Source organism: Variovorax sp. MHTC-1 (assembly GCF_003984645.1).
Classification (GTDB): Bacteria; Pseudomonadota; Gammaproteobacteria; order Burkholderiales; family Burkholderiaceae_C; genus Variovorax.
The window spans coordinates 95,041-110,620 of the sequence record NZ_RWKI01000016.1 but is presented as its reverse complement, the minus strand read 5'-3'; the positions used below and the strand labels follow the sequence as shown (position 1 = coordinate 110,620).

The 15,580-nt window shown below is 65.2% G+C and carries 13 protein-coding genes; 7 read left to right on the top strand and 6 right to left on the bottom strand.

Annotated features, from left to right (window positions below; translation table 11 throughout):
- Positions 1-823: 823 nt before the first annotated feature.
- The gene (locus EJI01_RS21925; RefSeq protein WP_260602581.1) at positions 824-2,344 is read left to right on the top strand and encodes a kelch repeat-containing protein; all 1,521 of its coding nucleotides are present in this window, start codon (positions 824-826) and stop codon (positions 2,342-2,344) included.
- A 521-nt stretch (positions 2,345-2,865) separates the two neighbouring features.
- Here the strand turns inward: EJI01_RS21925 and EJI01_RS21915 are convergent.
- From EJI01_RS21915 to EJI01_RS21895, 5 genes are all read right to left on the bottom strand, one after another.
- Positions 2,866-3,873, bottom strand: coding sequence for a CobW family GTP-binding protein (locus EJI01_RS21915; protein WP_126839238.1), 1,008 nt, complete (start codon positions 3,871-3,873; stop codon positions 2,866-2,868).
- 54 nt (positions 3,874-3,927) lie between these two features.
- Positions 3,928-4,809 carry a metal ABC transporter substrate-binding protein gene (locus EJI01_RS21910; RefSeq protein WP_126839237.1) on the bottom strand — a complete coding sequence of 294 codons (882 nt, stop codon included), beginning with the start codon at positions 4,807-4,809 and terminating at the stop codon, positions 3,928-3,930.
- A gap of 1 nt (position 4,810) precedes the next feature.
- Positions 4,811-5,683, bottom strand: coding sequence for a metal ABC transporter permease (locus EJI01_RS21905; protein WP_126839236.1), 873 nt, complete (start codon positions 5,681-5,683; stop codon positions 4,811-4,813).
- Complete coding sequence (locus EJI01_RS21900) at positions 5,680-6,435, bottom strand: metal ABC transporter ATP-binding protein (protein WP_126839235.1); 756 nt, start codon at positions 6,433-6,435, stop codon at positions 5,680-5,682. Before EJI01_RS21900 ends, EJI01_RS21905 begins: the two co-directional genes overlap by 4 nt.
- A gap of 215 nt (positions 6,436-6,650) precedes the next feature.
- The gene (locus EJI01_RS21895; protein ID WP_409513974.1) at positions 6,651-7,094 is read right to left on the bottom strand and encodes a Fur family transcriptional regulator; all 444 of its coding nucleotides are present in this window, start codon (positions 7,092-7,094) and stop codon (positions 6,651-6,653) included.
- Positions 7,095-7,612: 518 nt separating this feature from the next.
- Between EJI01_RS21895 and EJI01_RS21890 the strand changes: the two genes are divergently transcribed.
- The 5 genes from EJI01_RS21890 (at position 7,613) to EJI01_RS29705 (ending at position 13,828) form a co-directional block, all read left to right on the top strand.
- A complete protein-coding gene (locus EJI01_RS21890) occupies positions 7,613-9,667 on the top strand; it encodes a TonB-dependent receptor (RefSeq protein WP_185879009.1) in 2,055 nt (684 codons plus the stop codon).
- A gap of 8 nt (positions 9,668-9,675) precedes the next feature.
- Positions 9,676-10,410, top strand: a complete 735-nt coding sequence (locus EJI01_RS21885) for an ABC transporter ATP-binding protein (protein ID WP_126839233.1) — start codon at positions 9,676-9,678, stop codon at positions 10,408-10,410.
- 11 nt (positions 10,411-10,421) lie between these two features.
- A complete protein-coding gene (locus EJI01_RS21880; RefSeq protein ID WP_185879008.1) occupies positions 10,422-11,828 on the top strand; it encodes a DUF3526 domain-containing protein in 1,407 nt (468 codons plus the stop codon).
- Complete coding sequence (locus EJI01_RS21875; protein ID WP_126839231.1) at positions 11,825-13,228, top strand: DUF3526 domain-containing protein; 1,404 nt, start codon at positions 11,825-11,827, stop codon at positions 13,226-13,228. The genes EJI01_RS21880 and EJI01_RS21875 overlap by 4 nt, the downstream gene beginning before the upstream one ends.
- Positions 13,229-13,345: 117 nt before the next feature.
- The gene (locus EJI01_RS29705) at positions 13,346-13,828 is read left to right on the top strand and encodes a GFA family protein (protein ID WP_126839230.1); all 483 of its coding nucleotides are present in this window, start codon (positions 13,346-13,348) and stop codon (positions 13,826-13,828) included.
- Positions 13,829-13,915: 87 nt separating this feature from the next.
- Here the strand turns inward: EJI01_RS29705 and EJI01_RS21865 are convergent, their stop codons facing one another.
- On the bottom strand, positions 13,916-14,812 hold the full coding sequence (locus tag EJI01_RS21865; RefSeq protein WP_126839229.1) for a LysR family transcriptional regulator: 897 nt from the start codon (positions 14,810-14,812) through the stop codon (positions 13,916-13,918).
- A gap of 103 nt (positions 14,813-14,915) precedes the next feature.
- Between EJI01_RS21865 and EJI01_RS21860 the strand changes: the two genes are divergently transcribed.
- The gene (locus EJI01_RS21860) at positions 14,916-15,548 is read left to right on the top strand and encodes an FMN-dependent NADH-azoreductase (RefSeq protein ID WP_126839228.1); all 633 of its coding nucleotides are present in this window, start codon (positions 14,916-14,918) and stop codon (positions 15,546-15,548) included.
- The last annotated feature ends 32 nt before the right edge of the window (positions 15,549-15,580 follow it).

Below are 15,580 nucleotides of genomic sequence, written 5' to 3'. Positions count from 1 at the left end.
TGTTCTACATGGGCACGTAGCATCCTTGCTCAGACTCGGCGTTGGAAGAAGCGGTCAATTGACCGCTTGCAATTGAACTGCAACCGAGGCCAACTGCCCGGGACGGCGGAGAGGATTTGGTGCGTCGTCAGTCGATGCAATCAGGATGTCCGTGAGCATGCTTGATGGGTCATTGGGTTGAAGTCGCGAGGCTGCCTGTAGCTTCTGCAGGGCCGTCCGAAAGGCGATGGCGTCTCGAAACTGGAGGCCAGGGACGTACTTCCGCTCCTGGCGCTTCCCGTCAGAAGCGCAGACCTCACTCCTCCGCCTGCAACGACAGTGCGACATGGCGGACCTGCGGAACAAACCCCCCATCGAACAGGGAAGAGGCTTCCCCTCATTGAGATGAGCCCCGTCTCCTTGGCGCAGGTAGAGCCGTCTCGTTCCAACTGCAATCGCACGTCCGCACCAGGCACCAACTCAATTGTCGGTGGCGGAGGAATCAGCTTCTCGAAAACCGGAATCGAGCTTGATGCGAACACGTTGCAGAAGCCGACGTACAGACCGTCCCTCAACCAAGCAACATGCAGAGGTCGAGCCGTTTGGTTGCGAACGGTGTAGTACAGGATGTCGTTGCCTGTCGATTTGGTTGCGTATTCTTGTATCCTCCCGCCTCCAGGCAAACCGACCGCCCTGGCGCGGTGCTAACAGCAATGAGGGGCTGAGGGCGATGGCTTTGGTGAATGTAGGGCGCGCGCTCGCGCTTGTCTGGACCATCGCGGTCGGACTTATCGGATGTGGCGGGGGTGGTGGCGAGGCGCCTGTGTCGGATTCCTCCGCGTCCTTGACAAAATCCGAAGAGACCGCCTTTGTCGAAGGTCTCAAGGGCACTGCGGTTCTGCGAAGCGGTGGTGGCGGGGAGCCGGTCGTCGCTGCGGAGAGAGCATCTGACGCTCGCATCCCTCCCGGTTCGGGATACCAGCTGCGCACGGTTCCAGTGGCGACATTGCCCGGAGGGCAGGTCCAGGTCGTCACTGGCGTCAACCCAACGCCTGCGCCGACGTCGCTTGGCTACAGCAAGCCGAGCGCCCTGTACAGCGTCGGCCAGCCGATCATGTCCAATCAGCCGGCGAGCACCGGCGGCGTCATCACCAGCTTCAGCGTGTCGCCTGCACTACCGGCTGGACTGAGCCTGGACACGATCAGCGGTGTTATCAGCGGCACTCCCCAGAATCTCCAGCCGGCTACCACCTACACCATCGCCGGCAGCAACGCGGCCGGCACTGCTTCTGCGACGGTGTCCATCGCCGTGGTGGCGCCAGGCTCGTTCCAGCCAACCGGTTCGATGGTCCTTGGCCGCTCTGCAGCCACCGCCACACTACTTTCAGACGGCAGGGTGCTCATCGTGGGAGGGTACGTTGGGCCCGGCGGCTTCGACCCCCCGACGAGAACAGCGGAACTCTATGATCCGTCCACCGGCCAATGGAAGCTCACGGGTTCCATGAGGGACGCCCGGGAATTTCACACCGCGACACTGTTGCCCAATGGCAAGGTACTCGTCGCAGGCGGGATCGACTCCGACCCCTTCACGTCAAGAAGCTTGAGCACAGCAGAGTTGTACGACCCCGCCACCGGGCTGTGGACTGCGACCGGATCGATGAACAGGGTGCGCGACGGCCACACCGCAACACTGTTGGCCGATGGCAAGGTACTGGTCATGGGATCGCGCGACCCCGGCGGGAATGCGAGCACGGCTGAGCTCTACAACCCCGCGACGGGCTTGTGGACTGAGACCGGCTCAATGAACGGCGCGCGTGCCAGCCACACCGCAACGCTGCTGACCGATGGCAAGGTGCTCGTCTTTGGAGGGGCGTCGAGCGGTTTCGCTTTGGCGACGGCGGAACTGTACGACCCGGCCACAGGCACTTGGACGGCTACCGGCTCGACGATCGAACCGCGCATCGGGCACGCCGCGACGCTATTGCAAAACGGCAAGGTCCTGGCCGCAGGAGGGCTCGCTGGCCTCCAAGCACTGCGTACTGCCGAGGTCTACGACCCGTCCAACGGCCAGTGGACCGCCACCACCACGTCCATGACCGACGGCCGTACCCATCACACCGCGACGCTGTTGGCCGATGGCAAGGTGCTGGTCTTGGGAGGAACCTCCGACGGCGGCAACACCCATCCCCTGGGCATGGAACTCTACAACCCCACCACCGACCAGTGGGCAGTTTCGGGCTCGATGAGCGAAGGGCGCCTCGGCCACACCGCGATCCGCCTGCTGGACGGAATGGTGCTCGTCGCAGGGGGAATACGCCCCAGCCTTTTATTGAACACGGCGTATCTGTATGTGCCTCTTCCGTGAGGCCACGACAAACGCCGCGGCTGGAGCTTGAACTCTGTGCCGGGTTCAGCTATTCGACGTGCCGAACAAATGTCAGGTCTCTTGGGTGCGGATTCACCCCGTCGATGGAACGGTTGGCTGAAGGTGTTAGGAAGTTGAGAGTCTTCGCTGGTCGCTCACGGCGCTGTCGAATGACTGGTTATGGCCGAACCTCAGAGCCAGGCGCGCGCTTCAGCCGGTTGACGCGCCGCTCTTCACCCCAGTTGCCGGCGTCCGAACATAGAGCGGTCCCACTCGGTTTCCTCGACCAGCTCAAAGCCATGTCGCGCATAGAAGCGAATCGCTCTCCCGCAGCGCGCCGACTCGAACAGGCATCCCTTGTGCATCTGCATCGGCGAACACGACTGCAAGGGCTGCCGCACCGATGCCCTCGCCTTGATGCGCAGGGGCCACGTAGAGATGGTCATGTGCGGCTTGTGCGTGTCCACCAGAACGGGGGATCGGAAGCGGCAGTCGATCGGCAGTTCCTGGGCGCTTCTCGCTCAGGCCGCGGCCTTCGAGGCCGCTGTTTTCGGCTTCTGTGCGAGGCATTGCTCCAGACCTTGAAGGATCACATCCTTGGGCAGCTGCTTGCCGATGAAGACGATACGGCTGTCACGCGGCTCGTTCTGCTTCCACTTCGGACCGGCCTCGGTGCCCATCAGCATGTGGACGCCCTGGAGCACGACCCGAGAATCCATGCCGGTCACCGCGATCACACCCTTGTAGCGCATCAGGTGGGTGCCATAGATGCGAAGGATGGCGCCGAAGAAATCCTCCAGCCGAACTGCGTCGAAAGGCCACTCCGCGCGAAACACGAAACTCGAGACCTCGTCGTCGTGCTCGTGGTCCACGTCAGTCAGGAACGCTGGTTCGATCTCCAGGATGGCATTCAGGTTGAATCCTCGGATGTCGAGCAGATCCTCGATCCAGGCCTGTCCGAAGTGGGCGGCGGTGATGGGTGCTCGCGGGTTCATGCGCTTCAGGCGGTGTTCGAGATCTCGCACTTCGTCGGTCGAAACCAGGTCGCTCTTGGAGATCAAAATACGGTCGGCGAAGCCAACCTGCTCCTGTGCCTCATGGTGCTCGTCGAGTTGTGCCATCGCATGCTTGGCATCGACCAGAGTGACTATGGCATCCAGTAGATAGGTCTGGCTGATCTCTTCGTCGACGAAGAAGGTCTGCGCCACGGGAGCCGGGTCGGCCAGTCCGGTGGTTTCGATGATCACGCGCTCGAAGCGCGCGCTGCCGTTCCTGCGGCGCGCGGCCAGCTCGCCCAGGATGCGCACCAGGTCGCCACGCACGGTGCAGCAGATGCAGCCGTTGTTCATCTCGACGATCTGCTCGCCTTCGTCCTGCACCAGCAATTCGTTGTCGATGCCGGTTTCGCCAAACTCGTTCTCGATCACGGCGACACGGTGACCGTGGTGTTCCTTCAGGATGCGGTTGAGCAGCGTGGTCTTGCCGCTGCCGAGAAAGCCGGTGAGGATGGTGACTGGGATTTGGCTCATGGTGGGGTCTTGGTCTAAGGTGAGGGCGATGGGTGGTCGTGCAAAAGATCAGCGCTACGCCGAAAGGGCTGCGACGATGGTCGTCGCGTTGTGGGCGAAGAGCTTCAGGTAGGTGTCTGCCTCTGTGCCCGGCGCGGACAGCGCATCGGAGTAGAGGCGACCGCCGACGGTGACTGCGCCTTCGCGCGCGATGCGCTCGATCAAGCGGGGGTCGGTGATGTTCTCGACAAAAACCGCGCGCACGTCGTGGCGTCGGATCTGATCGACGAGCCGGGCGACTGTGGCGGCGGAAGCTTCGCTGTCGGTGCTCATGCCCTGCGGGGCCAGGAACTCGATGCCGTAGGCCACGCCGAAGTAGCCGAAGGCGTCGTGCGACGTGATCACCCGGCGGCGGCTCTTCGGCAACGCATCGAAGCGCGTACGCACCTCGGTGTCGAGTGCTGCAAGGCGTTGCACGTACGCGATGCAACGGCCGGTGAAGTTCGTGGCGAGCGCAGGCCGGGCTCGGCTCAGTGAGTTGCGAATGTTCTCGACATAGCGCTTCGCATTGGAAAGGTCCTGCCAGGCATGGGGATCCGGCGCGCGACCGAGTTTTCGTGCGGCGGTGCCGTCGCTCGCCACCACGATGGGGCCGCGATAGCCCGAGGCGCGCACCAGACGATCGAGCCAGCCTTCGAAGCCGAGGCCGTTGACCACCACCAGGTCGGCGTCCGCCAGGCGCCGAGCGTCGACCGGACTGGGCTGGAAGACATGGGCGTCTGCGTCGGCGCCGACCAGCGCGGCGACCTCGACATCGGCCCCTCCGACGTTGCCCACCAGGTCCGCCAGGATCGAAAAGCTCGCCACCACGCGCAGCGGGCGCATGGCTTGCGCCAGCGTGGGCCCGGATGCGAGAGCGCACAGCGTCGTGATCGCGGAGCGGCGCGAGAGATTCATGTCAGGCATTCAGGTGTGAACGGCGCAGCAGGCGCCAGATGAGTCCATCGCGCGGCCCTGCGGTCAGCGAAAGCAGGTAGATCGCGCCAGCCACGAGAACGATGGCCGGTCCCGAAGGCCATTGCGCATGGAACGAAAGCAGCAGGCCCGCGAAACCCGACAGTGCCGAGACTCCGCCCGCCACGAGTGCGAGGCTCCAGACCTCGCCGGCCCAGAAGCGCGCCGCGGTCGCCGGCAGCATCATCAGTCCCACCGCCATCAGGGTGCCGAGTGCCTGAAAGCCAGCCACCAGGTTCGCCACTGCAAGCACGAGGAAGACGCCGTGCACGAGGTGACCGCGTCCGCCCACGTTGCGCAGAAAGCCGGGGTCGAGGCATTCGACGATGAGCGGCCGGTAGATCGCCGCCAGCGTCAGCAACGTGACGCTAGCGACACTGGTCATCAGCAGCAGCGCGGCATCGTCCACCGCGAGGATGCTGCCGAAAAGCATGTGCATCAGGTCGACGCTGCTGCCGTGCGTGGAGATCAGCATCACGCCCAACGCAAGCGCGATCAGGTAGAAGGCTGCGAAGCTTGCGTCCTCGCGCTGCGAAGTCACGCGTGCCACGAAGCCGGCCGCCAGCGCCACGGACAGCGCAGCGATGAAGCCGCCCACGCTCATGGCCGCCAGCGAGAAGCCTGCGACGATGAAACCCAGCGCCGCACCCGGCAGCACGGCATGTCCCATCGCGTCGCCGACCAGGCTCATGCGGCGCAGCACCAGCAGCGTGCCGATCGGCGCGCTGCCCAGGGACAACGCCAGGGTGGCAGCCAGGGCACGGCGCATGAAGCCGTAGTCGGCGAATGGCTGCAGAAGCAGCGAGGCGGCCGTCATGCCGCTTCCCTGCATATCGGCGCATCGTCATCCCAGGCCTCCGCCATCCGGCGCGCGCGAAACAAGTTCTCGGCGTGCAGTACCTCGGCGGTGGGTCCCCAGGCAACGCAGCGCCGCGCCATCAGCAGCGTGCGGTCGAAATGCAGGCGCACCTGTTCGAGGTCGTGCAGTACGGCGATGACCGTGCGCGCTTCGACGTGCCAGCGCGCCACCACCGCGAGCAGGTCAGCCGTGGTGCGCGCATCGATCGCGTTGAAAGGCTCGTCCAACAGGATCACCGGCGCGTCCTGCAGCAGCACGCGCGCGAAAAGCACGCGCTGGAACTGGCCGGCGGAGAGTTCTGCAATACCGCGGCGCTCGAAGCCACCGAGCCCGACGGCTTCGAGCGCGCGGTGGACGGCATCGCCGTGCGTCACCGCCACGCCCTTGAAACTGCCCAGGCGTTCCCAGTGCCCGAGCGCGACAAGATCGAACACGCGGATCGGAAAACTTCGGTCGATCTCGGCCTGCTGCGGCAGCCAGGCGATGCGGCTGCGCGAACCGGGGTCGAACTGAACATCACCATGGCTTGGCCGCACGCGGCCCATGATCGCTGCCAGCAGGCTGGTCTTGCCCGCGCCGTTCGGCCCGACGATCGCAGTGAGGGAGCCCGGCGTGAATTCGCCCGATAGATGGTGAACGGCCGGATGGCCGCGGTAGGCAACCGTCACGTTGCTCAGCCGGATCGCTGATGGATTGAGCTTGGTGTCCATCAGGGTAGCGCCCAGGCGACGGCCAGCCAGAGCAAGCCGACGAGCACCGCCGCTCCAAGCACCCTGCGCCACACCCCCGCCATGAGAAGGCTGGTACGGATGCCGTCAGCTGTCACGACGCGTTCTCCCGCTTGCGCAAGAACGGATGGGTCGAGGCGATGCCGCATTCGACGTGACGCAGTGCCGCCACTCCCTGCGGGTTCGAAGGAGCGCATTCATCGCCTGGCGCTCCGACTGGCGCCTGTGCAATCCGCGCATCGCCCGTGCAGCGTCAGATCGTGGCGCTGGACTTGGAAGCCTTGGGGCGCCAGATCCTCCATGTGCCCCGGGCAGCCGTGGATCGGAAACACCCGGTCGCAGTCGTTGCAGTGGAAGTGATGATGATGGTGGTCGGCTTGCCCGTAGTCGGACTCGCACAGCGCCTCGTAGCGTGTGGGTTGGCCTGGCAGATCGACGCGCAGCACCTCGCCATGCGCGAGCAGATCCTTCAACTGTCGGTAGACCGTCGAGAGATTGAGGCGAGGGACCGAGCGCTGCGCAAGATCGCAAATTTCCTGCGGCGTGAGCGATCTGTGGCTGTCGGACAGCGCAGTCAGCACGGCGTCGCGTTGGCGTGTTTGACGTTCCATGTTTTGATCATATTGCAAATGCGATTGCATTTGCAATTGATCGTTTCGTCGCTATGATCCACGCTCCCCGCCATGCCCACCCCTCGTTTTCTCCTCTGGTTGGTTCTTGCCTTCGCGTTCATCAACGCGGGCGCGGGCACATCGCACGGTTTCGAAACGGAGACCGGACAGCACGCTTCCCCGCCTCTCGAACTCGCTATCGGCGGAAACGAAGAGGGCGGTGATGAAGGCGGCGAGGCCCATTGCCATTGCAGCGGGTGCCTGGCACATCCTCACCAGGTGATGCTGGCTTCCAGGCCGGAGCTTCCAGCCAGCCCGCCTCCCACACGCCTTCGGCGCCATTGCCTGGCGCCGACGCACGTCACCGCAGTTCCTGCGCACCGGGGCGCTCCGCCCAGGGGTCCGCCCCAGAGCGTCTGACGCCGCCGCGCACGCGGCGAACTTTCACTCGAATCGATGCAGACGTTGGCGCCAAGCCAGCGTGGCTGCCGCTTGACGCACCCATTTCTCTTTCCATGAACCGATCATCTTTGGGGTGCCACGCGCCCATGCCCCTCGCGTTTGCCATTGCCGCGTTCCTGACCACTTCCGCTCAGGCTCAAACTCCTGCGGCCACGCTGAACGAAGTGCGCGTGACCGCCGAGGGCGATCGTGTCGACCTTCCGGGCAAGCGCACGCAGATCACCAACGACAGCACCGGCCTGCCCGCGGGCGTCACAGTCATCACGCCGGAAGAGCTCGGCACGCTCAATATCGGTCGCGACATCTCGAATGTGTTCCGCCGCGTGCCGGGCGTGGTCGCCAACAATATCGATCAAGGCGACACGGGCAACGGCTTTCGCATGCGCGGCTTCGCCACGCAAGGGACGCACGGCGCGGACACCGCGGTGTACGTGGACGGCGTGCCTCAGAACATGCCGTCGAGCCAGGCCGGCGCCGGCCATGGACCTGCCTACCTGGAATGGTTGACGCCCGACATGATCGGGCGCATCGACGTGATCAAGGGGCCCATCTCAGCGTTGTACGGCGACCAGAATCGCGCCGGCGCCGTGAGCATCATGACGCAGACGGCGCCCGCATCCTCCAGCGTCGGGGTCTCGCTCGAAAGCTACGGCGGGCGTCGCGGTTCGCTGGTGCTGTCCAACCGATTCAACGAAGTGCAATCGCTCTTCATCGCCGATGCATATCGCACGGACAGCTACCGGCGCGACGGCCGCATCGAGCGGGACAATCTGTTCTGGAAGCTTTCGACCCGGCAGGGTGACGGCCTGTACAGCCTGCGCCTGAACCACTACCGCTCGGAATCGAGCGCGCCCGGCTACCTGCTGCTGTCCGATCTTCGGCGCGGCGCTGTGGACCCAAGGTCGACCCAATTCAACCTGCCGGGATTCGGCAGCGGCGAACGAACGGCGCTTGTCTTCAATCGCGCACCGGCCCACGGCGAGGCGGGCTGGTACGCCACGGCGTACGGCGAGAATTTCGAACGCGTGCGCGGCACCTCGACGAGCAACGTGCTGCAAACGGTCGGCGCGGACGCCCGGCATTTCTATGGCGGACGGCTGGCGCAGAACTTCGTCTTCGGCGACGCGGCATCGCTTTTCGTGGGCGGCGAGCTGCGGCGCGACAAGGGCGATGCACTGCGTCGCATCTGGCGCAATGGCGTGCCCACCGCCAACTACATCAACAACCAGAAGCTGGACTTGTTGACCTACGGCCTGTTCGCCCAAGGCCAGTACAAGCTGACGCCGAACTTCAAGCTGCTCGGCGGTGTGCGGCGCGACTGGTTCGACTACGACATCGTCAATCGCAAACTGCCCGCCGCCTCGACCGCTTACACCGATGCCGTGACGACCCCGAAGATTGGGGCGGTGTGGAGCGTGACGCCTGCGCTCGACATCTTTGCCAACGTGGCCGAAGGCTTCCGATCGCCGGCCGCGGAGCAGATCAGCAGCAGCGGGGCGACCGGCCCGCTGGGCGCGCGTGGCGGCACCGTGTTCGATGTTGCGCCCTCGAAGGTCAAATCCCACGACCTCGGCTTCACGGCGGCGCTCACGCCATCCTGGAGCGCTTCGGGCGTGGTCTATCACACCCTCAACCAGGACGAGATCGTCGCGCAGCCCGACGGCTCGTTCAAGTCGGTGGGCGAGACCACGCGCAAGGGCTTCGAACTCGAGTCGAGGCTGAGGATCGATAGTGCGTGGTCAGTCTACGGCAGCTATGGCCGCGTGCTCGAGGCGCGCGTCAACAACCCGTTGCCCAACACCGGCGAGCGGCTGTCGGTGCCGCGGCACCAGGTCAAGCTGGGCGCCGAATACCGGCAGCGCCTCGGCGAGGGCCGCCTCACCATTAACGCCGACGCCTATCTGACCTCGGGCAATCCGTACTACGAAGGCACGCCGCAGATCCAGCTGCGCCTGATGCCGACCTACACGCGCTACGACCTCAAGGCGAGCTACGACTGGCAGCAGTTCCAGTTCTCGGTGTTCGCGATCTTTCAGCCGCGACGGTTTGCGAGCGACATCGCATACGGCACCTCGGCCGGCTTGCTGGTGTCGCCGCAGCCGCGCACACAGGTCGGCGCGTCCATGCGCTACTTCTTCTGAGGGTCCGCATGGTTCACGAAGTGCTCTCGGCGCGGGGTCTGGTCGTCAGATTGGGCGGCCGCCGCGCAATCGATGGACTCGACCTGAGCGTGCCGGCGGGGAGCGTCTACGCGCTGCTGGGCGGCAATGGCGCAGGCAAGACAACCACCCTGAACGCTCTCCTGGGCTTCGTGGTGCCGACGGCAGGGAGCGTCCAGGTCGACGGACTCGATCCGATTCGCGATGCGGCTGCGGCAAGACTTCGTCTGGCCTACCTGCCGGAGAACGTCGCCCTGTACCCCTACCTGAGCGGCATCGAGAACCTTCAATACTTCTGCGCGCTTGGCGGTGTGCGGCTGGCCGATGCCGCGGCCAGTGCTTTGCTGGACCAGGCCGGCTTGCAGGGGCCGTCGCACACAGCGCGCGTCGCGACTTACTCGAAGGGAATGCGCCAGAAAGTCGGCCTCGCCATCGCGCATGCCAAACACGCGAAGGCGATGCTGCTCGACGAGCCCACCTCGGGCCTGGATCCTGGCGCGGCCAACGACTTCGCACAGCGCGTGCGCGCGGCGGCTGACGCGGGCATGGCGGTGCTGATGGCCACGCACGACCTGTTCAATGCCAAGCAGGTCGCCGATCGCATCGGAATCATGAAGGAGGGCCGCCTTGTCGCCGAGTTCGATACGCACACGGTCAGCCACGACGATCTGGAACGCTCCTACCTGGTCTACACACGCGCTGCGCCGCCGAGGTCCGACGCATGAGGGCGCGCGCCGTGCTGCAGAAGGAACTGCGCGCAATCCTGCGCGACGGACGTTTCGTTGTCCTCGCCATCTCGCTGTCCCTGCTGCTGGCCGGTCTGCTGTTCGTCTCGGCCCAGCAGCATCGCCGGGTCGCGCAAGAAAAGGCAGAGGTCAGCGCGCTGGTGCGGCAGCAATGGGATTCGCAGGGCGACAAGCACCCGCATCGCGGCGCGCACTTCGGTCTTTACGCGTTCCGGCCCGACTCCCCGCTTGCGGTGGTCGACCCCGGCCTCGGTCCCTACCTGGGTCAGGCGCTCTGGCTCGAGCCGCACCGGCGCAACATGACGCGCTTTCGTCCCGCAGCCGACGAGCCGCCGTCGGTGCGTTTCGGTGCCTTGACGCCGGCCTTCGTTCTGCAGGCGCTGCTGCCGCTATTGATCTTCGCCTTGGCCTTCAACGCCATCAGCCTGGAACGCGAGAGTGGAACCCTGCGCATGCTGCACAGCGTCGGCTTGCCGGGCCGCATGTTGCTGGCAGGCAAGCTCGTGGCGCTGCTCGCAGTGGTTTCGCTGGCGCTGTTGGCTGCTGTTTGGGCGGGCCTCGCCCTTGTAACGGCAGGCGCGTGGCCCGATGCCGATGCACTTTGGCGCGCAGCGGTGCTGGCGGGCGCCTTCCTGATGTACTGCGGCGTCTTTGCCGCGCTCGGACTGGCGGTGTCAGCCTCGCTTGCGAGCAGCCGGCGCGCGCTGTTCGTCCTGTTGGGCCTGTGGATTGCCTTCGTGTTCGTCGTGCCGCGCCTGGGAGCCGCGAACGCGCAGCGCGCGGCGCCGCTGCCGACGGCCGAACGCTTCTGGGGCGACATCCAGCGTGACTACGCCGAAGGCTTGCCGGGCGATGGTGCACTGGCCGCGCGGACCCAGCGTTTCGATGCTGAGCTTCTGCGCCGGCACGGGGTGCGGCGCCTGGAGGATCTTCCTTTCGGCGCCTATGCCCTGCGCCGGATGGATCGCGACGCGTACGCCGATCGCGTGCATGCCATCCACTTCGACCGCCTGTGGGAGCGCTACGCAACGCAGGAGAGCGTGGCGCGCATCGCATCGGCATTCAGCCCGACGGTGGCCATGCGTGCGGTCTCCATGAAGCTGTCAGGCACCGACCTCGCGCATCAGCGCCACTTCGAGGAAGCGGCCGAGCAGTACCGCCGCCGCGTGAACGTCAAGATCGACCAGTGGGACGTCGACAACACCCGCGGGCTGACCTCGTTCGACGAGAAATACGCGGGAGACGCTCTGTGGCGGTCGGCCGATGCCTTCGACTACCGGCCACCGAGTGTGGTTTTCGCGCTGCGTGCAGCGCTGCCCGATCTCGGCGTCCTGCTGGCCTGGGCCGTGGCGGCCTGCGGGCTGTTGGCGCTTGCGGCGCGGAGGTTGCAGCCATGACGAATCTCATCCTGCGCGCGGAATGGCGTCGCTTCATACGCCAGCGTACCCATCTCTGGGTGCTCGCCACCTTAGGGGCGCTGCTGTGCATGAGTGCGGTCTGGTCGGGGCTTTCAGCCAGAGAGCTGCGTGAACTGAATGCGCAGGAGATGGCCGTCTGGGAACAGGTTCGCGCTAGGGCACGCGAGGGTGCGGCCGCGATGGAAGCCGCGACGCCGCGTGACGATACAAAGGCCATGATGGCCGCGTTCCAGTTCGCTCGGCTCGGCGCGCCCCCCGCACATCTGTCCGCGCTCGGCGGCCTCGCCCTCGGAACCGGAACATTCGATCTGCTGAGCCCGACGATGCGCGTCACGGTCGAGAGCCGCCATACCGACGCTCGCAAGAGCGATCGGATCTCGAACCCGTTGCTCGAAGACTTGGGGCCGCCCGATTTCGCGACGCTGGTCGCGCTGCTGCTGCCGCTCGCCGTCCTGGGACTGTGCTACGGACTGGTGCAGGAAGACCGTGAGCAGGGCCGATGGCGGCTCGTGATCGCGCAATGCGCGCAACCCTGGAAAGTCTTCGCGATCGCGCTCTGCATTCGCGCGGCGATGGCATGGGCCGTGGCCGCTGGTGCATCGCTGATCGGGTTTGCGCTGGACCCCGGCTCGACGTGGCACGCCATGGGGGTCTGGCTGGCAACGCTGGCCGCCTTTGCTTCCTGCTGGACCGCTTTGGCGGGGCTATTCTGCTTGTTGCCGGTGTCGTCGGGCGCTGCGGCGCTCGGAATGCTCGGTGCCTGGCTGCTTGCCACGTTCGTCGTCCCGGCCGCCCTGGCGGGCATGGCGGACAGCCAGGCACCGATGCCGTCGCGACTGATGGCAGTTGCCGAACTGCGCGCCGCGCAGCAGGAGGCCGAGGTGCACATGGAGGACCACCTGGCCGCTTGGTATGCGGCCCATCCGGCTGACAGACCGGCCCTGCGCGACAGCCACACCTGGCCCGTCAGCTTCCTGCCCAGGTATCTGGCTCAGGACCTCAAGGTCCGACCGTTGATGGCTGCTTTCGACGAAACGAGGGCACGCCGCTTCGTACTGCTCGAGCGGTGGTCCTGGCTATCGCCGGGCTTGGCGCTAGCCATGACTGCGGATCGGCTCGCTGGCATCGACGCGCCACGCTACGCTCGTCATGTGAACGCCGTCAATTCTTACGAGGATGCCTGGCGCGCCTATTTCGTGCCTCGAATCATGAGCTACCGAGGGCTGACTGCGGAACACTATGACAAGCTGCCAATGTTTCAGCCTTTGGCGATGCGCGCAGACAGAACGAGGTGGCGAGGTGCGATGGCGTTGAGCATCCTAGCAATCGCGCTGTCTGCCGCGGTGGTCCTTGGGCGCGCCGGTCTTCAAAGACATTGATAGGGTCGCTCTCTGTCAAGGGGGCCATCACCAGGGCCGGCGTATCGCGAGAAGGCTGCTTCCCACAGGCAGCGGTGGGATCGGCTTAAGCTGCGCGACGCCGGGTGACGATCTCCAATGGACCTCCAATGCAAAACCGCTACTTGCTCGGGCTGCTATTGCGGGGCCGTCCGGCTCACCCTGACCGCAATACCAACGAGCGTTATCAACTGCCATTGCAGTCAATGCCGACGGCTGGGCGGCGCTGCCTATACGACATGGGTGAGCTTTCCGCGGGCTAGCTTGCAAGTTCAGGGCGAGGAGCACACGGGCAGGTTTCAGGTGACCGCGAACGTAGAACGGCACTTTTGCCGTTACTGCGGCACTCACGTTCACTCCTATGACAGCAGGATGCCAGAGCTTGTCGGCGTATCAGCGGGCGTGATTCAAGAATCCATAGCCATTTCACCAAGCGCTCACTTCTTCATAGATGACGAGGCGCCTTGGCACGAAGCTTCTGAGGATCTTCCGATGAATGGTGGAGAGTCTGCCTATGACCGCGTTCAAGACCAGATGACGGGTCCGCAGGCAACAAATGGTGCGCCCGGAGCGAGAGATTGAATGCGGCCAGAAGCGGCCGGCCGAGGTGCCTGTCCGTTTCTCTACAAGTGCGAACAATGCCCGAGGATCGAATGCGGGCCGAACGGCTTACGGCTCCTGTCGACGTTCGACCGCGCCGGCGTGCATGCCGCGCCATCGAAAGCACGCCTCTCGAACCTCGTCGACCAATTCCGACAGAGGCTCCGGCGCCGCATTGCTGTTGCCGCGCTGGATCACGAAGCGGGCTGGCGGCAGAGCCGGCAAGAAGGTCCCGGGCGGAATGGATCGCAGGCCCGGCGGCATGCCCGAAGGCGTCAGCACGGTGATGGCCAGTCCCGCGGCGGCCGCTGCGGCCAGTGCGCCAGAACTCTGCGCCGTCAGCACGATCCGCCAGTTCGAGTCGTGACCGGCCAACGATGCGAGTGCGGCCTCGCGAAATGGACAGGGTTCCGAAAGAAATGCGAGCGGAGCCGGCGCGTCGGGATCGAGCAATGCTCGCTCGGAAAAAGCCCAGACCAGCGGCTCCATCCAGAGTGTTTCCGTGTCGTCCCCCGCGTCGCAGACCGTTCCAACCATCAGGTCCAGCGACCGCTGCCGCACCTGCCTGGTCAGCAGCGTGCTGATGCCGCACATGACCTCCACGTGTACGTCCGGCCGGCGCTGGCGAAAGCTCGCGAGCGCGGCGAACAGCCATTCGCTGGGAAACCCTTCGGAGCATCCGAGGCGCAGCGTCGCCGGAGCATGGCGGGGCGCGGCGAGCCTGGAGACCGCCTGCTGCTGCAGGTTGAGGATGCTCCTCGCATAGCTCAGCAGCACGCTGCCTTGTGCCGTGAGTTGCAGCGATCGGGTGGTGCGCTCGAAGACGCGGCAGCCTAGCTGCTCCTCCAGCCGTTTGATCTGCGCACTGACGGCCGATTGTGTCAGGTGCATGGCATCGGCCGCGCGCGTCACGCTGGCGTGGTCGGCGACCGAGACGAAGGCGCGCAGCAGCTGGGAGTCAAGCATGGCCGTTCAGTGCGGTTGATTCTGAATAGATGCAAATTATGTTGCTTGTGTGCTTTGTTCCGGGTGCCTAGCCTCGGCTGACCTGAACTACTCACCGCACGCCATGAAAGAACTGCTGTACATCGAGACCTCGCCGAGAACGACGCGCTCCGCCAGCATCGAAGTTGCCGGGGCGTTCATCGACGAGCTGACGCGCCTCCATCCGGAGTGCCGCGTAACCACCCTGAACCCCTGGACGATGGAGCTGCCCGAGCTATCGCAAGACATGCTCGACGCCAAGTACGCCGGCATCAACGGCGTGCCGCTCACCGCCGCCCAGCAAACGGCGTGGGACGAAGTGCGGCGCATCGCCTCGCCCTTCCACGCCGCGGACCACATCGTGCTGGCGATGCCGCTCTGGAACTTCGGTGTTCCCTACAAGCTGAAGCACCTGATCGACGTGGTGTCGCACAAGGACGTGCTGTTCCGCTTCGACGCGTCTGGCCTCTCGGGCATGCTCCAGACCCGCATGGCGACGGTGGTGTGCGCAAGGGGGCTGGACTACCCGCTGGGGAAAGACGGCTCCGCGCACGCGCTCGACTTTCAGCTGCCCTACATCGAGACTTGGCTGCGCTTCATCGGCGTGCGCGAAGTGCGCTCCGTCGTCGTCGAAAAGACGCTGATGGGGCCGGAAGTCGATGCCGGCGCAAGAGCGGAGGCCAAACGCAGAGCCGCCGAGCTCGCCGAGGGGATCTGAACCAGCCGGTTGCAGGGTCGCGCGGACTCGAT